We start from the raw sequence: 18,714 nt of genomic DNA, 5'->3' as shown, positions 1-18,714 counted from the left end.
CACTTATTTTGTGCATCTGCTTTTTTATGTAACCGGGAAATTTGAACAGTCATTGATTGTAATGAAGATTGAGCTATAATGAATGAAGTAATGAAGAGGAAGTGAAAAATTGATTAACTGGATTTATGTCATTATTTTAGGGGTAACAGTAGGGCTAATCAGTGCTATGTTGGATTGGCCATTCTCTGTAAGTATATCTATTATTGTCCTATTTGCACTTTGTTCCATCGGCTATATGTATTACATTGCATTTGCTTCGACGAATCTGTTGAAAATAAAAAAATACATCGAAAAGCATAAAAAAGACCCAATGCTGAATTATATCCTTGTCGTAGAAAACGGGACAAAAGAAGAGGAAATCGGGGCTATGGATCGCATTATCGCACATTACAAGCAACCTGTTATTAAACATACATATGAAATGAACCGGGCACTCCGTCTTAATGATTTTGAACGTGCGGAGCAATTTGCAGATAAACTGCTGGATACACCAAATGGTCTATATGGAAAGGCCAGTATTGCAGCGTTATTAGGTAATCGAGACTTGGCAAAAAGTTACCCATTAAAGAGGGTGTGGATGAACGATGCGGTTGATGCCCAATTAGCATTAGCAGAAAATAACATTGAGTTATTTGATCAGTCCGCAGCGAAAGCAATTGAGGGTGCTAAAGGATTACAACGTTACTCATTATATTTCAGTTTGAAGAAGGCCAAACAGGAACATGAGTGGGGAAAATAGTATCGAACCATGTTATCGCTTACTTATCAGGTAAGCGGTATTTTCATTTTCACTGTAGTTCCAAATCTCACCCGGAAAGTGAATCGATTCCTTTAAAATCTGCATTTGCATGTCTTAAATACAGATTTACAGGGAATAGTAAAATAGTAGAAAAAACTAGTAATTTATAACATTTAATAGTTGCTTTCTCTTAATAATTAAATAATGAAAAGAGATGAATTTCATGACAGTCACTGGTATTTTAACCGTCACCTTATTTGTATTAAACATATTGTTTGCCCTCGTATTAATATTCATCAGCCGAAAAAGCGCATCATCTACATGGGCTTGGTTATTTGTACTCTTTTTCTTACCGATTTTTGGTTTTATTTTATATTTACTAATAGGTCGGAATTTACAGAAGAAACATTTTGTAAGGTGGCATGCGGTCCAGCAGGAGGAAACACTGGAATCATTCCAGGATCAAAAGAATGCGTTGGAAGAAGGGACATACGATTTTCCGAATGCTATTACAAAAAAGCATGAAGCCTTAATTAAGATGAACGTCGATTATAACCATTCTTTATTGAGTTCAAAAAATGATGTCAAAATACTGTCGGAAGGGAAAGAAAAATTCCGTTCGGTCATAGAAGATATCGAAAATGCAAAACAGACCATTCATATTCAGTACTACATCTATAAAATGGATGATGTCGGTAAAAGTATTTTCAATGCGCTCGTCAAAAAAGCGAAAGAGGGCATTGAAGTGCAGATGATGTACGACGATTTAGGTTCACGTACATTACGCAAAAAGGATCTGAAAAAATTAACGGATGCCGGTGGGCAGGTAGAAGCGTATTTTTCATCGTATTTTAAGCTGTTTAATCCACGTATTAATTTTAGGAATCACCGGAAACTTATTATTATTGACGGAAGGGTCGGATATATCGGCGGGTTTAATGTCGGGAATGAATATGCCTGTCTGGATGACGATATCGGGTATTGGCGCGATACGCATTTGAGAATCGAAGGTAATTCTGTTTATAATATGCAGGCTCATTTTCTATTTGACTGGTACCAGGCGAGAAAAGAAGAGTTGACTGAAATCGAACAAAGGTACTTCCCGACGTTTACCGTAGATGCAGACACACCTGTTCAAATTGTGTCGAGCGGTCCTGATACGGACTTTGAATCAATTAAAAACAGTTATATCCGAATGATTTTAAGTGCCAAAAAGTATGTTTATATTCAATCACCATATTTTGTACCGGACGAACCATTTATGCATGCGGTTCAAATTGCTGCTTCATCAGGTGTTGATGTGCGCATAATGACGCCCGAAGTAACCGATCATGCTTTCGTATATGGAGCCAATTCAGCATACAGCGGCGACTTATTGGAAGTTGGCGGTCGAGTATACCGTTATAAAAAGGGCTTCCTTCATGCAAAAATGATTGTCATTGACGATGAAGTGGCGACAATTGGTACGGCTAATATAGATGTCCGAAGTTTTAGCCTGAATTTTGAAATTAACGCCATTCTATATGATGCAAATTTAGCGATACAATGCAGAGAGCTGTTCGAAGCAGATATTAAGGAAAGTTTTGAATTAACGAAGGAGCAATACGACGCACGCAAAACTTGGACGAAAATTCGGGAATCCGTTTCGCGTTTATTATCACCGATTTTATAATGCTAGAGCTAGCCGATTACAAAGGCTAGCTTTTTTATTTCTAAATCCGAAATATTTTCGAGCATTATAACTTATTTTTTAGTAAAATAAGAATTGAACTACAATTCAGAAAGTAGGTAATAGAATGGTAAATGTTAAATATCCTGAAGTTTGGGATTTGGATGTTTTTTTCCCTGGTGGTAGTGCATCTCCACAATTAATCGAGCATATTGAAAGTTTGACACCTAAACTGGAAGTATTAAAAGAGAAAATTGACAAATTCGAAGTACCTCAAAATAGTGATGCTGCATTAGAAATCCAATCCGTATTGGAAAGCATCAAAGAAGTAATGCTGCATATTTCCCAGGCAGGGGCGATGCTTTCTTGCTTAACTGCACAAGACACGACGGATCGTGATGCATTACTATTGCAAGGCCAATTATCAGGGATAGCGGCAAATTCATCGCCGATTCTGGAAAGCTTCAATCAGAAATTGGGTAAAATCGAACAGTCAACTTTCGAAGCATTATTGCAGACAGAAGAATTGGCTCAATTCGAATTCATCTTAACGGAATGGCGCGAAAAATCGAAAGAGTCATTATCCGAAGAAGAAGAAGCGCTAATTTCAGCTTTAGGTGTTGATGGATACAGTTCTTGGGGACAGCTTTATAACATGCTGATCGGCGATATTAAAGTGGAAGTAGAAGTGGACGGCGAAAAGAAATTACTTTCAGTTGGACAAGCGAACAATTTAAGTTCGCATAAAGACCGCACAGTGCGAAAAGCGGCATTTGAAGCATTGGAAAAAGTGTTTACAGAGCGTGAAGAGTTCTTTGCAAAAACATTAAATCACTTGGCAGGTTTCCGGTTAGCCGTTTATAAAAAGCGCGGCTGGGACTCAGTAACAAAAGAGCCGCTACAAATTAACCGCATGAAACAGGAAACAATCGATGCGATGTGGGGTGCCATTACATCTCGTAAGTCGACATTTGCAGGTTATTTGCAGCATAAAGCAAATCTGTTAGGTACAGAGAATTTAGACTGGTTTGACTTTGATGCACCGGTCACGGATTCAACAGCTACAATGTCATATCAGGAAGGCGCTGAGTTTATCCTGAAGCATTTCGGCCGCTTTGGTTCAGAAATGGAAAGCTTTGCACGTACAGCGTTTGAAGACGGGTGGATTGAAGCGGAAGACCGTGATAATAAACGTCCAGGCGGTTTCTGTACAGGAATGCCGTTATCAGAGCAATCTCGTATTTTCATGACTTACTCCGGCTCGATGTCAAATGTTTCCACACTGGCACATGAACTGGGACATGCTTTCCATTCGTATGCACTGCGCCCTGTTCATCCATTGAACCGCCGCTATGCAATGAATGTTGCTGAAACAGCTTCAACGTTCGCAGAAATGATTGTTGCAGATGCAGCAGTTGAAGAAGCAACAACTGAACAGGAAAAGATTGCGTTACTGGAAGATAAAATTCAGCGTTCAGTTGCTTTCTTTATGAATATCCATGCGCGTTACTTGTTTGAAACTCGTTTTTATGATGAGCGGAAAAAAGGCATTGTATCAACGAAACGCTTGAACGAACTGATGGAAGAAGCTCAAATTGAAGCACATGCAGGCGGGTTAGGGGAAACACATCCGCATTTCTGGGCATCAAAAATGCACTTCTATATTACAGGTGTACCGTTCTATAACTTCCCGTACACATTTGGTTATTTATTCTCATTAAGCATTTACGCGAAAGCAAAAGAAGAAGGTAAAGGCTTTGAAGAGAAGTATATGGCTCTGTTGCGTGACACAGCGATCATGACAGTTGAAGAATTGGCAATGAAGCATTTAGGCGAAGACATTACGAAAGAAGATTTCTGGTTAAAAGGAATCTCACTTTGCGAAAAAGATGTCGAGGAATTTATTGCGTTAACATCGAAATAGGTTGAAAAAAGGGGCAGTGCAAAACACACAGCCCCTTTTTATGTTCTATTATACTTTTATTAAACTTATAGCGGTTTTTTATGCAGCGTAAATCCTACTGTATCCGCATCACGTATAGTAATCGTATACGTACCGCTTACTTGATCATGCTTTACATCAATATTGTCCAATCCTTTATCATAACGGAAGAGAATTTCACCTTCTGCCGATTTATAAACAACATGCAAATCATCCCGTTTCACTTCGAATGTAGGCGTGAAGTCTGGATTGCGGTCGGTGAATTCATTGATAAACAATTTGGCACCTTGTTCAACGAAATCTTCCCGATTCTCAGGTGGTGCAATTGCTTCATAAATATTATGCACCGATGCGTCTAGTTCAATATATTTGCCATGTTCAAATTCCTCATCAATCGCTCTTTGTAGGTGGAGAGTCTCCTCTTCATTGATCGATTCCGCGATTTTCTCATATAATTCCTTCATGAGCATTTTTGTTTTCTTTTTGTCGGACGCGATCGGAGTGGCCTGCAAGAAAGTTTCCATGAAAAACTTCGCCGGTTCGCCATCCGATTGTTTATCCAATACATAAACATTTTCTTCGAGCGGATCATAATTCATTCGAATGAGTGCACATTTTTGTACACGACTCGATGCATCAGGCAAAATATTTTCGATTGTTTTCAAATGCAGTGTTTCCAAATCAATCTGTACCGCGTCTTTTGGATCCAGCTTTAACAGTAGAATATAGTCTTCGCCAATAAGTTCGATATGCGCGACAAAGACCGAGCCGTTACTGTTCGATACCGTTTGCATAATTTGATACAGTTTATTTGATAAATCATTGGCTAGCGATAAGAAATGGGTATCATCAGGATATTCTACATAACGGTTCATTTTAGTCATAATATCATTGTCACGGTCTAAAAATTTACATGCAACAGATTTCGGACTATTCATCGTTGCATCTATGTATGATTCAAAGAACTGATTATACACTTCAGATTGAAGTGCGGATAAATCCATTGTCTCACTTGCAGATACAAAACGGCTTTGCTGCATATCCAGCAATGTAACAGCCATCCGTTTCATTTGGATTGATAATGTTGTTTCAACTTCATTCATCTTTACATAACTCCTTTTAAATTCCGATTTTTCAAGTATAGCGGACATTATGAAAATTTGCACGGACTCAAATTCAGTTTACAAACGCGAACATATGTGTTATGATTGTTTTTGTGCTATTTTAGATAGTGCTATAAATGAATTGGCATTTCTGCTAGTGTTTTTGAAGATACTTATTCACACTGGCGCAAGCTTCAGGGCTGCAAGGACATAGTAGCAGGTTGGGACTATGTTGCTTAAGTTAGAAGAGATTAGTAGAATTTTACCGCGGTTAAAACTGGAGTTGTGCACTCCGAATAAATATAAATTCCCCGGATGATCGGGTTGAGACTTTCATTTATTTATAAATCTATCTATTAAATACTAAAGGGGTCCCCAATATTTGGGGGCCCCTTGTCCAATTCTCCGAATAAAAACCATCCAAATCGGTTTGGATGGCACATTAAAAAATATTAGTCCGTGAAACATAAAGAAGTCATATACCCAAGCATTAGTAATAATCCAAGACCCATAACAATGTCCATTTTTTAGAACCTCCCTTAATATAACCTACAATATCTTCCTTTTTTATTGTACAATGATTACAATAAAGATGAAACTATTTGTTATAATATTCGTATATATTAAGAAGAGCGTTTTAAAATTATACATAATAAAAGTGGGTGATAGACTTGAAAAAATGGATTTACAAATCTCTTGTTGTCTCCGTTGCGTTATTATCGTTTGGTTTAATTACACCAAAGCATGAAATTTGGGCCAATTTTGATGAAGACCGGCATGGCAAATCGGCATTGGATCGTCCAAGCGACAACCATATTTCAGCTGCCTATCAGTTGGATGATATTATCGTTGATGAAAAACCGCTGCCAACTACAGATGACTTTGTGTCTGCTGCAAAAGAACAATCATACATAAAATTTGGAACAAAAGTCGGACCGGTTATTGAACAACAATTCGAAACGAATATTTTCCCGAAAATCGAAGAAGCTATTGCAATGACTGTGGAACGAGTTGGTGATGAAAAACTGCGTAACTTAACGGTTTCCGAAAAACCGAGTGGAGATTATTCAGAAAAAATCTTCCACATTGTTGACAGCAAATCAAAAACAGACGTAATCCGCTTCCATGTGCGAACAGAGAACCGTCCTTTTGATGGCTACTATTACAATTTCCACTATCATACGTTTGAAGACAACTATTCAAAGCATTACGACCTTGGCGAGATTTACTGGAGCAAAAACACACCGCCTAAGTGGTTATCATAGCAAAATAGAGCACCCGCCAACTGGTCGGGTGCTTTTTTAAAGCTTTAAAAATTCTTATTCTATTTTTCGATTTTCTTCTTTCCGGAATTAGCGGCAAAAATTCCGCTAGCTAATGCAATAATGATTGCTACCCATGTCCAAAAACTCATAATTTCACCTCGTTAAATTTAATCTCTCCTTACACTATACAACTTTTGGAAGGTTATTTCCAAAAAACGATAAACGATTACTGATGAATTATCAACAATACACTTTTTTTTCCACGAAAAAGGGAGATTCCATATTAAAGTTTTAACAAGGAGCTCCAAAATTTGGTGCTTATTCTTCCATCCTTTGCCAAAAGAAACATAAGCGATCAAAGCTTAAATAATCTGTGATTGGCCAACCTTTAATTTAGGGAGTGGTAATCTTGGAAAACAGATTTTTCTTAGGTTTATTTAATGGCCTGATTTTAAGCGTTATATTATGGACCTCTATTTTTGGATGGATAAAGATATTAACAGGTTTATTTTAAGTATTATAAAATATGCGAAGAGAAGAACTTTATTTAAATAAGTTTACTTAATCCCAAGATTAAAGTACTGAATAAGCTAAAAGACCAGGTACTCATTATCGAGCGCCTGGTCTTGTGCTTTGCTTTTGTTAATATTTCTGAATTACTTCTCTTTATTGTCGTTATTGTTATTGTTGTTTTTGTTTTTTTGCTTTGCATATTCTGAGAAATCGGCTTCCTTACCAGCTTCCATATTATAATTCGGTCTGTTCGTTGCTCTTGTATGAGTAACGGTTGCATTGTCTTCTTCGTCAAGATTTTTCATTAACAGAGGAATACATGCAAGACCGGCAAGACCGACAAGTGCATAAATAATCCGTGATAACCCGGCAGTTTGACCGCCGAATAATGATGCGACTAAATCAAATTTGAAAAAGCCGATAAGTCCCCAGTTAATTGCTCCAATAATTACAAGTACGAGGGCTATTCTATATAATGTTCCCATTTAAAACATCTCCTTTATTTTAGATAAAGAAGTTCATTCGGTATGTAAAAAACACATACAAAAGAAATTCAAGTATCTATTTCTGCTCGTATTTTTCCCGGGAACCGATTGTTTATACTTCTTTTTTTAAAAAGAAAATGTATCAAAATACGAATAAAAATGTCCCTTTGAAAATAAAAATAATTAAAAATAGGAAATAATATCTGCAGCAACAAAGAGGGAAATATATAGTTCTGATTTCGTAATAAATAAAGCGAAAGTTATTTATTTAACGTTGGGAATAGAGTATCCGGCGATTTATCATAATATTACTATGCGGTTGATAAAAGGACCTTAATTTTTTTTGTGTAATTTACAAAAATTTAAAAATTAAAGGTGAATTTTTATGTAACTCGAGGTATAATATTTGTATACTATAGTAAAAAGGAGGACTGCCGATGATAACCGGTCAGTTAGGGCGAGCATTCCAATTAGCGGAAAAACATAAGCTCGACGTAAATACAATTTTGGAATTAACGAAAATTATTGCAAAAGAAGTAAATGGTGCTCAAAAAATTGAGGACAAAATTTTACTGCAAATGATTCAAATTCTGGAAAACAACAAAACAATTCTTAGGGAGGCAACATAAAAATTGACGCAAACGATTGAGCTATACGATGACTTAGACACATTTGACTAAAGGCGCTACTCAGCAGACGAAATACGAGTAGCGCCTTTTATTGTACCCTTTTTTATACATATTATTTTAGAATCATTAGTAAATTTTCGCTCAGTAGGATTTTCGAGCGATTTTGCAGATTGACGTGTTTTTCTCACCATAAGTCTATATAATAAACGGAGAACATTCTTTAGGAGTGAAAAACAATGGTACATGCAGATCATACATACTTAAATTTATTGCAATATATTTTGGACAACGGGACAGATAAATCTGACCGTACAGGAACAGGGACACGCAGCATTTTCGGCTATCAGATGCGCTTTAATTTACAGGAAGGCTTTCCGCTTTTAACGACTAAGCGCGTACCGTTTAAACTCGTTGCAAGTGAACTTCTTTGGTTTATTAAAGGTGATACGAATATCCGCTATTTACTTCAGAACAACAACCATATTTGGGATGAATGGGCATTTAAAAAGTGGGTAGAATCAGAAGAGTACATCGGACCTGATATGAGTGACTTTGGACGACGCTCCCTAATTGATGAAGCGTTTAATGAACAGTATCAAATAGAACTTTCTGCATTTTGTGAACGTGTTTTACATGATGATGAATTTGCTTCAAAATACGGAGATTTGGGTAATGTTTACGGGAAACAGTGGCGTAATTGGACAACTTCAGAGGGTGAATCGATTGATCAATTGCAAGATGCAATCGATTTGATTAAACATAATCCGGATTCGCGTCGTATTATCGTGAATGCATGGAACCCGGAAGATGTGATCGATGCTGGAGGAAAGGGCAGTAAAGCGGCTTTACCGCCATGTCACGTGATGTTCCAGTTCTACGTTGCTGAGGGTAAATTGAGCTGTATGCTTACGCAGCGCAGTGCAGATACATTTTTAGGGGTGCCTTTTAACATTGCGAGCTATGCATTGCTGACGCATTTAATTGCCCATGAATGTGGACTTGAAGTTGGTGAGTTTGTGCATAGCATGGCCGATACCCATATTTATTCAAACCATTTTGAACAAGTAAAAGAACAGCTCACTCGTGAGCCGAAGCAATTGCCGATCTTAAAGTTAAATCAAGATAAGCAATCGATCTTTGATTTTGAAATGGAAGATATTTCGCTTGAAGGCTATCATCCGCATCCAACAATTAAAGCACCGATTGCAGTATAAAGGGGGGGCACGATGATTTCATTAATCGTTGCGCATGATGAAAACCGGGTAATTGGCTATCAAAACGATTTGCCATGGTATTTACCGGGTGATTTGAAATACTTTAAAGAAATGACAATGGGAAAACCGATGATTATGGGCCGTAAAACCTACGATTCAATTGGACGACCTTTGCCGGGACGCCGAAATATTGTCATTACTCGAAATGAAAACTTTACAGCAGAAGGAATTGAAGTAGTAGGAAACCTGGAAGAAGCATTGGCGCTAGTTGAAGGTGAAGAAGAAGTGATGATCATTGGCGGTGCCCAAATATTTGAGCAGTCGATGGCCATTGCCGATCGGTTATATATTACATTCATCAACCATAGTTTTAAAGGGGACACTTATTTTCCGTCATACGATGACTGGAAGAAGATCTCATGCCTCGAGCCTATCGAGTCCGAAGATGGATATACGTTCCAGTACTGTATTTACGAAAAATAGCTGTTAAAAACAAAAGGACGTGCTGAATCAAAACTTCAGCATGTCCTTTTCTTTTATATCAGATACATATATACACAAGCCACCATGCATCCACAGCCTGCAATAACGAATAAATGCCAAATCGCGTGATTGTACGGAAGGCGGGTCCATGCATAAAAAATTGCGCCAAATGTAAATAGCAGACCGCCAATAAGCATTAGCATAAAACCATCAAACGTCAAATATGCATATAATGGTCGAATGGCGAAAATGATAAGCCAGCCCATTAAAATATAAAGCACCAATGATAATTTTTCGAATCGATGAATGAACAAACATTTGAACACAACGCCTAATATTGCAATAAACCAAATAATACACAGCATGACAATGCCTGTCACACCTCCGATTGCTACAAGTAAAAACGGGGTATAAGTACCAGCAATCAATATATATATTGAAGAATGATCCAGTATTGAAAAGAACCGTTTATATTTTTCCGGAACACTATGTAATAATGTCGACATTAAAAACAGTAAAATCAAGGATGAGCCAAAAATAGCGTAGGAAGTAATATGTACTGCTGTGCCGTTAGCTGCTGAATGAATAATTAATAGAATGCATGCAGGTATGCTAATGGCAAGTCCTACACCATGTGTTATGGCATTCCAAAGTTCTTCTTTCCAGTTTTTATAATCAAATGCGTCTAAATTGTGCATGAGTCATCACGCTCCTTTATATTAGTATAATTCTTTAGCGAAATATTCGTGATAGATGGATGTCATGATGTTATACTGCTATATGTCATATGAAAATAGTGATAAACTGGGTCATTCTTCAATGACAAATGTCATATTGGTAAACAAATATGATTTCTTTATAATAGTAAGGAAGATAGAAAAAGGATGTGTTTTCTTTGAGTCAAATTCATATCGTAACAGATTCAACTTGCGATTTAACAGACGCGGAAATTCAGGAACATGGAATTCATGTAGTACCATTAACAGTTCAAATTGATGATAAAACGTATACAGATCGTGTAAATTTGCAACCGGATACATTTATTAAATTATTAAAAACAGCAAAAGAACTTCCGAAAAGTTCTCAACCGTCTCCTGGTATATTTAAAGAGTTATATGACGAACTTGGAAAAGATGGTTCAAAAATTATATCAATCCATATGACAGGGAGTATGAGCGGTACATATCAGTCAGCCAATCAAGCTTCACAAATGACTGATTCTGACGTAACCGTAATAGATTCGCGTTATATTGCTTTCGGGTTGGCATTCCAGCTTCGTGAAGCGATCCGTCTACGTAATGCAGGTGCTACATTGGAGGAAATTGTTGCTGGTGTGAATCGTGTACGTGAAAACACACGTCTTTTTGTTGCATTGGACACGTTGGAGAACATGGTTAAAGGCGGTCGAATCGGAAAAGGTAAGGCAGTCGTTAGTTCTTTATTGAATATTAAGCCAATTGGTCACTTAGATATTGGGGAAGTGACGATTTGTGCAAAACCGCGCAGCTATAAGCAAGTGGTGAAATATTTAATGAGTGAATTTGAAAAGGATACTAAAGGTAAAAAAGTGGCAGGTGTTGCCATCTCTCATGCGAATGCAATGGATACGTTAGTGAATCCGTTGATCGAGCAGGTAAAAGCAACAGGTTATACAGGACAAGTTGAAGTTGCCTTTACTTCACCGGTTATTAGTACACATACAGGTGAAGGTGCAATCGGCTTTATTTATTATACAGAATAGATCAAAGGTAATTCTAAAGAATATTAACTTTAGAATTACTTTTTTTATAAATTTAAAAATATTTTCAAATATATCACTATTTTTATAGGCAAATCATTCCTAAAGGTGAGGAAAATATTTTATAATGAAATAACAAAATAAAAAGGGGGAAGTTGCATGTGGCGGTTAGTACTCACATCATTAGCTGTCATTTTCTTGTCCGCATGCTCCGTTACAATTGACCCACAAATAGAAGAAGCACAACAATCCGACAATTCATCCAATGATAATAATGATTTGTCTATATCAGAAGAAGAAGCCGAAAACGAAGAAACAATCAATACGAGCTTTTTTGATATTATAAATGATGTATTTCAACTAGACTGGTCTGATCGTAAGGAAGAAGATGCACAATCGGTTTTTTATTTAGCATTAGGTGATTCGCTAACAAGGGGTGTTGGAGACGAAACCCAGGATTATGGCTATACAATTCGCCTACAGGAGGAGCTGGAAAAATGGCCGATGGTAGAGGAAGTGGAACTCGATAACCGAGGTAAAAACGGTAGACGCAGTGACCAGCTGTTAAGTTTACTTGAGCGGGGCCACTATGAAGAAGAACTGCAAAAAGCAAATCTGATCACGATTACGCTCGGCGGTAATGATGTAATGAAAATTGTAAAAAAGAATTTATTTTCAATGAAAAAGTCTATGTTTGATAAGGAATTGCCCAAATTTGCTGAGCGCTACGAAGAAGTCATTGCAGAAATTCGTAAAGTAAATCCTGATGCGCCGATTATTTTAGTTGGGTTCTACAATCCTTTTTCAATCGTAGTCGATGAGATTACACCTTTCGATCCGATTATTTCGGAGTGGAATGGTGAAATCGAAAAGCTTGCTGCCACAGATGAAAATGCGTGTTTTGTATCTGTAGAGGATTTATTTGTCTCAAATGAGGATATGGTATATCATGTAGACTTCTTTCATCCGAATAGCACAGGATATGATCGTATGACAAAACGCATCATTGAAACAATGCAACAATGTGATATTGAGCAGATGTCAGACGGTTTATTAGGATTTGAGGAGTGAGAAGATGAACAAATGGAAAGTCGCATTTTTATTATTGGCTGGAGCAGTACTCATTACATTTGCCACATTGCTCTATTTAATAACTGCTGATGTAGAACAAGCAACAGAACAGCCACCACTCCCTATTGAGGGCAACATATTGACTGTGGAAACGACAGCTAAAGAATTCGAAGCAATTGCAAAACAATATTTATCGGAAGCTATGAACCAGTCACCTGTTCCGGTAGAGCTGACAGTGGATGATAAAATTTATCTATACAGTACATTAACTGTTTTTAATATCGATTTGCCGATTCAGATGGACTTCATTCCAGTTGTAAATAACGGTAATATTACACTGAGTCAAGAAGCGGTCCACGTCGGCAAGGTAAATATTCCTCCGAAAACCGTCCTGAAAATGATTGATGATGCGGTTAATTTTCCAAATTGGATTACGGTGAAACCAAATGACGAAGAAATTTATGTAGATCTGTCTCGCATAAATATTGCAAGTGGTTCCAGAGTGCGTGCGAAGGAAATTGATTTACCAAATGATAAAATAGAGTTGGAAGTAGTTATTCCAAACCAGACGAAGTAAAATAGGAGGTAATTTTAATGGCATATGAAAAAGCGACATTTGCAGGGGGCTGCTTCTGGTGTATGGTAAAGCCGTTTGATCAACAGCCTGGTATTATAGAAGTCGTTTCCGGTTACACGGGCGGGCATGTTGAAAACCCGACATACGAACAAGTATGCAGTGAAACAACGGGCCATCTTGAGGCAGTTCAAATTACGTTTGATCCTGAAATTTATCCGTACGAAAAACTGGTAGAACTTTATTGGACATTGATCGATCCGACAGATACGGGCGGTCAATTTTATGATCGTGGCGAATCATACACTACGGCGATATTTTACCATGATGATGTCCAAAAGCAGATTGCCGAATTATCCAAGTCCAAACTGGAGGCAAGCGGAAAATTCAAATCACCGATTGCCGTTAAAATCCTTGAAGCGAAGCCGTTCTACGCGGCAGAAGATTATCATCAGCACTACTATCAGAAGAACCCGGCACATTACGAACGCTATTCGGTTGGTTCAGGGCGTGCTGGATTTATTGAGAAATACTGGGGGCGAAATAAATGAATAAAGAGCAACGTTTAAAAGAGTTAACAGAAATGCAGTATCATGTTACACAAAACCAAGGAACGGAACCGCCATTCCGCAATGAATACAATGACGTTTTCGAAGAGGGTATCTATGTGGATATCGTTTCAGGAAAGCCTCTTTTCAGTTCAAAAGACAAATATGATGCGGGCTGTGGCTGGCCATCATTTTCAAAGCCGATTGAGAAAGTAGAGGTAACCGAGCATTTTGATACGTCGCACGGTATGCGTCGTGTGGAAGTCCGCAGTAAAACAGCCGATTCCCATTTAGGGCACGTATTTCCGGATGGTCCGCAAGAATTAGGCGGGTTGCGTTATTGCATCAATTCAGCAGCATTGCGCTTCATTCCGGTGGAGGATCTTGAAAAAGAAGGCTACGGTGAATATAAATCACTGTTTGAATAAAAAGAACTCGCTTATGGGAAGTCCCATGAGCGAGTTTTTTAATACTAGATTTTAAATTCATTGACAACACTTCGAAGGTGATCTGCTTGTGAAGCCAGTTCCACTGCAGATGCATTGATTTCTTCCATGGAAGCAGATCCTTTAGATGCGGCAGCTGCACTGCGTTCTGTGTTGACAGCCGTATTGTCTGCTATTGCAGCAACATGTACGAACGATGTTGTTACACCGTGACTATTATTTAAAGTTTGTTCAATTTGAGCAACCATCTCTGTTAAAATATCAGATGTTTTTTCTGTCTGAAGTAATATATTTTGTAAAGAATTGGTCGTCTCATTTGTCACTTCCACACCACGGATTACTTTCTCTACCCCTGTGTGATTTTGCTCGATAATGGACTTGACCTCTGTTTGAATTGATCCAACGATTGCCGAAACTTCTTTTGCTGCCTTTTGGGACTGTTCGGCAAGTTTTCGTACTTCAGCCGCTACAACTGCAAAGCCTCGTCCATGTTCTCCGGCGCGAGCAGCCTCGATTGCCGCATTCAAAGCGAGTAAGTTTGTTTGTTCGGCAATTGCTGTAATTGAACTAATTATTGAAGTAATATTTTTTGATTTTTCCCCTAATTTTTCAACCGTATCAGAAGTAGTTGCAATTGTTTCCTCAATTTCAAGCATGACAATGGATGAGTGGTTTACTGATCTGCTTCCTTGGTGTGCAGCGTCCTTCATTTCAGATGCAGCTCGCTGAACTTCTCGTGCCTTTCCGTCTAATACGTGCATCGATTGCTCCAATTTCTGCATTTCATTACCCGAACTCCCGATACTGTTTAAAATTTCACTGCTATCGCTCGCAATTTTCATCGTAGAATCAGCAATAAAATCAATTGTACGAGCATTTTCATCTGCAAGGGCCATTAATTCCTGTGAACTTCCGGATACATTTTCGGCAAGGTTTGAAACGCGTTTAACCAATGCAGAGATTGAGTCGATTAAAATATTGGTCGAATCTCCTATAACAGAAAATTCGTCCTTTGTTTTAACATTTACGCGGCGTGTTAAGTCACCGCCAGCCTGGGCGATATCCAGAATTGATTCATTGATCTTTTTCGTATTTCTACGGATTGATTTCGATAATATATAACCTAATGAAATTGTTAAAATAACGGCAATTCCTGTTAATCCTGAAATCATTATTTTAGAAGCGAATGCAAACTGTTCCAAGTCTGAAATAGTTTTTTCATTGCGCTGTTCAAGTATTTGAATCAGTTTACCTGTATTTTCATCAATATACCCTTTGAAGTTTTGGCTTCCGCTATTCGCAAAAAGTTTAGCGGCATTTTCATAGCCATATTTTTGACGTACTTCAATTGTCGATTTAGAATAGGATAAATAATTAGCATAAAACTGTTGGATTAATCCGAGGATTTTAAGCTCTTCATCCTGATTTTTAAATGACGTTTCAACAGATGTTAAATTTGTATTTATTCGGTCCTTAGTCTCTTCATATAATTGAAGAAATTTTTCGTCGCCTGTAATTAAGTAAGTTTGTTCATGGCTTGAAAGCTTCGCGATATCGGAAGCTAAACTATTAATATGCATTTGCTGTTTTAAATTTTCTTCCGCAAATTCTCGTAAGTTTTTTTCCAAGTTTGTTATATTAATATACGACAAAATTTGCATAGAGATAATAATTGCCATTAAAATAGTGAAAGCAATTAAAATTTTCCCTCGTATTAGATGAAAGAAGTGAAATAGGGCTTTCGGTTTAATAGGATTTTTCCTTAGTTTTTCTTTATTAGGCTTAGTTTTCTTGCTATTTCGCAAATAATTCACCACTTTCTGAAAAAACAGTATTTAACTATTTTACTACATAAATAGGAAATTTACACTATATATTGTGAAAAAATGTATAAAGGAGGGGAAATATTGAAAAAATCATTTTATCATTTTGCACTAACATTTAGAGGGGGAGAATGGTCGGATGAAAAGGTACGTTTTGCCGAAAGTATGTTTCTCGATCATGCTTTTCCAAAAATGTCCGACAGCTTCGAGGAGCTTACGAATTATATAGAGTTTCAATCCGATGAATATATGACAATAGGTGCCTTTGATCAATTATGGGACCTATATGAAAATAAATTTTCAATATAAGCATTGTTTTGCATGCAATAAGCGAGATGGGGTATAGTGAAATAAGACACGTCTTCGTAAAGAAAATCGTTATTTTGTCCAAATATTGTTTTTTATGCAAAATTTTTTGTGATGCAAGACGTCTAACGATTGAATGTTTATACGAAAACGTTTACAATTTAAAAGAATTATGATGAAAAGAGGTTTTTTGATGAGCGTTCATATTAATGCCAAAAAAGGCGACATTGCAGAAATTGTACTATTACCAGGAGATCCATTACGTGCAAAATATATTGCCGAAACATTTTTAGAAGATGTTGTTCAATATAACGAAGTACGTAATATTCTTGGCTACACAGGTACGTATAAAGGAAAACGCGTTTCTGTACAAGGGACAGGCATGGGTGTACCTTCAATTTCAATTTATGCGACTGAATTAATGCAAGAATACGGTGTACAAAAACTAATCCGTGTAGGTACTTGTGGTGCAATTCAAAAAGACGTAAAAGTACGTGACGTTATTATTGCACAAACATCATCTACAGACTCAAACATGAATCGAGTTGTCTTCGGCGGTACAATCGACTATGCACCAACTGCAGACTTCGATTTATTACTAAAAGCTTACAATGCTGCTAAAGAAGCGAACTTAAACGTACGTGTAGGAAATATCTTCACTGCGGATATGTTCTATTCTGACGAAGCACAAAACGAAAAATTAGCGCAATATGGCGTATTAGCTGTTGAAATGGAAACATCAGCACTATACACATTAGCTGCGAAATTCGGTCGTCAAGCTTTAACAGTACTAACAGTATCTGACCACATTCTGACAGGTGAAGTAACAACTTCAGAAGAACGTCAAACAACGTTCAATGACATGATGGTTATTGCGTTGGAAGCGGCAATCCAAGAATAGCAACGTTTATAAGGGTTTTGAACCCTTAAAAGAGCTATGAAAATAGAGGCGAGCGACCAAAAAGCGACCAAACTTATAAAAAGTGGTCAAAAAGGTCGCTTGCTTCTTTTTTATCTTTCAATGTTAAGTGACTATATGTGTTCATTGTCTCCTGAATATTTGCGTGACCTAATTGTTCTTGAATGATTTTGAAGTTTACACCTTTACTTAAAGCGTAAGATGCATATGTGTGGCGTAACCCGTGGAAATTTAATTTAGGAAGGTTATATCGATTTAATATTTCTTTAAATCGATTACTCATACCACTTGGATAAGCCGGAAAGCCATCTGGTTTTGTAATAAGCAAATTAACTGGCTCGTTATTTTCGTCCAACATAGGATTCCATAAGTCACCAAGTGATAGTCTCAATTTCTTTTTGGCTACTTCTAGACGTTTTATTTCCTCCATTAAAGAAAGGGGAACTGAAACAACTCGCGCTTTTTTGGTTTTAGTTGGACCAAGTTTAAAACGTTGTGTTTCTTTATCGTAAAGCAACGTTTTATCTATTAATATTGTATTCTCTTTGTAATTAATGCATTCCATACGAATACCAGCAATTTCAGCTTGTCTTAAACCGACGAGGGCTGCAAGTTTAATTGTAATAGCATGTCGAGGATAAACATTGTCCAAAATACTTAACAGCTGTTTTAATTGCTCTTCGTCATAAAATTCTAACTCTTTATAACGTTTTCCACCCACAGGACGATCTACACCATCCATTGGATTTTCATCAATGATGCCCCATTTTTTAGCCGTCTTAAAAAAACCTTTCAGAGCCATATATTTACCTTCAAGGCTTTTCATACCCTCAGCTTGTTGATCTTTAAAAAACTTCACCATATGAAACGTTTTAACTTCAGTCATTTGCATTTTCCCGAGAGCTTTTAAAATGCCATTATTGAAATATGAATAATATGAATCTCTACTACTAATAGATAGCTGTGCTTTGACATACATATCCATCCATTTTTCAAAGAACTGAGCTACCGTAATATTTTCGATATTTTTCTCATCTTCTGCAGTAGCAACTTCAATTTCAAATTCAGTAATAGCTTTTTTTATTGCACGTTCGCTCATACTATTCAATGTAACTGTTTTGTATTTACGCTGACGTCTTCCATATTTATCATAACCCAATTCAACAGTAATTTTTATTCGTGGTTTTCCGTTCTTAGGCTCCAATTCTACATAACTTGCCATTAAACCTTCCTCCTTAAACAGAATG

Annotated in this window: 19 protein-coding genes; 14 read left to right on the top strand and 5 right to left on the bottom strand. The window is 37.2% G+C overall.

The window, feature by feature from the left end; genetic code table 11:
* Window positions 1–109 precede the first annotated feature (109 nt).
* The 3 genes from AC6CH1_RS07615 to AC6CH1_RS07605 all read left to right on the top strand — a co-directional run bounded on the left by AC6CH1_RS07615 (window position 110) and on the right by AC6CH1_RS07605 (window position 4,332).
* Window positions 110–739, top strand: coding sequence for a hypothetical protein (locus tag AC6CH1_RS07615; RefSeq protein ID WP_498316912.1), 630 nt, complete (start codon window positions 110–112; stop codon window positions 737–739).
* A 223-nt stretch (window positions 740–962) separates the two neighbouring features.
* Complete coding sequence (gene cls, locus AC6CH1_RS07610) at window positions 963–2,411, top strand: cardiolipin synthase (RefSeq protein ID WP_251687786.1); 1,449 nt, start codon at window positions 963–965, stop codon at window positions 2,409–2,411.
* A 124-nt stretch (window positions 2,412–2,535) separates the two neighbouring features.
* On the top strand, window positions 2,536–4,332 hold the full coding sequence (locus tag AC6CH1_RS07605; RefSeq protein WP_251687789.1) for a M3 family oligoendopeptidase: 1,797 nt from the start codon (window positions 2,536–2,538) through the stop codon (window positions 4,330–4,332).
* A 65-nt stretch (window positions 4,333–4,397) separates the two neighbouring features.
* Here the strand turns inward: AC6CH1_RS07605 and AC6CH1_RS07600 are convergent, their stop codons facing one another.
* On the bottom strand, window positions 4,398–5,453 hold the full coding sequence (locus tag AC6CH1_RS07600) for a nucleoid-associated protein (protein WP_498316910.1): 1,056 nt from the start codon (window positions 5,451–5,453) through the stop codon (window positions 4,398–4,400).
* A 671-nt stretch (window positions 5,454–6,124) separates the two neighbouring features.
* Here AC6CH1_RS07600 and AC6CH1_RS07595 point away from each other — a divergent pair.
* Window positions 6,125–6,718, top strand: a complete 594-nt coding sequence (locus tag AC6CH1_RS07595; protein ID WP_427709778.1) for a YpjP family protein — start codon at window positions 6,125–6,127, stop codon at window positions 6,716–6,718.
* A gap of 656 nt (window positions 6,719–7,374) precedes the next feature.
* Here the strand turns inward: AC6CH1_RS07595 and AC6CH1_RS07590 are convergent.
* Complete coding sequence (locus tag AC6CH1_RS07590; RefSeq protein ID WP_498316908.1) at window positions 7,375–7,716, bottom strand: DUF378 domain-containing protein; 342 nt, start codon at window positions 7,714–7,716, stop codon at window positions 7,375–7,377.
* 437 nt (window positions 7,717–8,153) lie between these two features.
* On the opposite strand from AC6CH1_RS07590, the gene AC6CH1_RS07585 reads away from it, so the two are divergent.
* The 3 genes from AC6CH1_RS07585 to AC6CH1_RS07575 all read left to right on the top strand — a co-directional run bounded on the left by AC6CH1_RS07585 (window position 8,154) and on the right by AC6CH1_RS07575 (window position 10,042).
* Complete coding sequence (locus AC6CH1_RS07585) at window positions 8,154–8,345, top strand: ABC transporter permease (RefSeq protein WP_251687797.1); 192 nt, start codon at window positions 8,154–8,156, stop codon at window positions 8,343–8,345.
* 236 nt (window positions 8,346–8,581) lie between these two features.
* Window positions 8,582–9,559 (top strand): thymidylate synthase, encoded by a 978-nt coding sequence (locus AC6CH1_RS07580; protein ID WP_498316906.1) that lies wholly within the window; start codon window positions 8,582–8,584, stop codon window positions 9,557–9,559.
* Window positions 9,560–9,571: 12 nt separating this feature from the next.
* The gene (locus tag AC6CH1_RS07575; protein WP_251687801.1) at window positions 9,572–10,042 is read left to right on the top strand and encodes a dihydrofolate reductase; all 471 of its coding nucleotides are present in this window, start codon (window positions 9,572–9,574) and stop codon (window positions 10,040–10,042) included.
* A gap of 53 nt (window positions 10,043–10,095) precedes the next feature.
* On the opposite strand, the gene trhA is transcribed toward AC6CH1_RS07575, so the two are convergent.
* Window positions 10,096–10,740 (bottom strand): PAQR family membrane homeostasis protein TrhA, encoded by a 645-nt coding sequence (gene trhA / locus AC6CH1_RS07570; protein ID WP_251687803.1) that lies wholly within the window; start codon window positions 10,738–10,740, stop codon window positions 10,096–10,098.
* A gap of 197 nt (window positions 10,741–10,937) precedes the next feature.
* On the opposite strand from trhA, the gene AC6CH1_RS07565 reads away from it, so the two are divergent.
* From AC6CH1_RS07565 to msrB, 5 genes are all read left to right on the top strand, one after another.
* Complete coding sequence (locus AC6CH1_RS07565) at window positions 10,938–11,783, top strand: DegV family protein (protein WP_251687805.1); 846 nt, start codon at window positions 10,938–10,940, stop codon at window positions 11,781–11,783.
* A 156-nt stretch (window positions 11,784–11,939) separates the two neighbouring features.
* The gene (locus AC6CH1_RS07560) at window positions 11,940–12,851 is read left to right on the top strand and encodes a GDSL-type esterase/lipase family protein (protein WP_251687807.1); all 912 of its coding nucleotides are present in this window, start codon (window positions 11,940–11,942) and stop codon (window positions 12,849–12,851) included.
* A 4-nt stretch (window positions 12,852–12,855) separates the two neighbouring features.
* Window positions 12,856–13,428 (top strand): YpmS family protein, encoded by a 573-nt coding sequence (locus tag AC6CH1_RS07555; protein WP_251687809.1) that lies wholly within the window; start codon window positions 12,856–12,858, stop codon window positions 13,426–13,428.
* A 17-nt stretch (window positions 13,429–13,445) separates the two neighbouring features.
* Complete coding sequence (msrA, locus tag AC6CH1_RS07550; RefSeq protein WP_498316904.1) at window positions 13,446–13,976, top strand: peptide-methionine (S)-S-oxide reductase MsrA; 531 nt, start codon at window positions 13,446–13,448, stop codon at window positions 13,974–13,976.
* Complete coding sequence (gene msrB, locus AC6CH1_RS07545) at window positions 13,973–14,401, top strand: peptide-methionine (R)-S-oxide reductase MsrB (RefSeq protein ID WP_251687813.1); 429 nt, start codon at window positions 13,973–13,975, stop codon at window positions 14,399–14,401. The genes msrA and msrB overlap by 4 nt, the downstream gene beginning before the upstream one ends.
* Before the next feature lie 44 nt (window positions 14,402–14,445).
* On the opposite strand, the gene AC6CH1_RS07540 is transcribed toward msrB, so the two are convergent.
* Entirely contained in the window at window positions 14,446–16,233 is a 1,788-nt protein-coding gene (locus AC6CH1_RS07540; RefSeq protein WP_498316902.1) for a methyl-accepting chemotaxis protein, read from the bottom strand.
* Window positions 16,234–16,326: 93 nt separating this feature from the next.
* Here AC6CH1_RS07540 and AC6CH1_RS07535 point away from each other — a divergent pair, with 93 nt between their 5' ends.
* Both AC6CH1_RS07535 and deoD read left to right on the top strand, forming a co-directional pair.
* The gene (locus AC6CH1_RS07535; protein ID WP_498316901.1) at window positions 16,327–16,551 is read left to right on the top strand and encodes a YozE family protein; all 225 of its coding nucleotides are present in this window, start codon (window positions 16,327–16,329) and stop codon (window positions 16,549–16,551) included.
* Window positions 16,552–16,741: 190 nt separating this feature from the next.
* Window positions 16,742–17,449, top strand: a complete 708-nt coding sequence (gene deoD / locus AC6CH1_RS07530; protein ID WP_498316900.1) for a purine-nucleoside phosphorylase — start codon at window positions 16,742–16,744, stop codon at window positions 17,447–17,449.
* A gap of 73 nt (window positions 17,450–17,522) precedes the next feature.
* Here deoD and AC6CH1_RS07525 read toward each other — a convergent pair whose 3' ends face one another.
* A complete protein-coding gene (locus AC6CH1_RS07525; RefSeq protein WP_498316899.1) occupies window positions 17,523–18,689 on the bottom strand; it encodes a tyrosine-type recombinase/integrase in 1,167 nt (388 codons plus the stop codon).
* Window positions 18,690–18,714 lie beyond the last annotated feature (25 nt).

The organism is Solibacillus sp. GQ1 (assembly GCF_059758555.1).
This window is presented reverse-complemented; position numbering and strand designations above follow the sequence as displayed.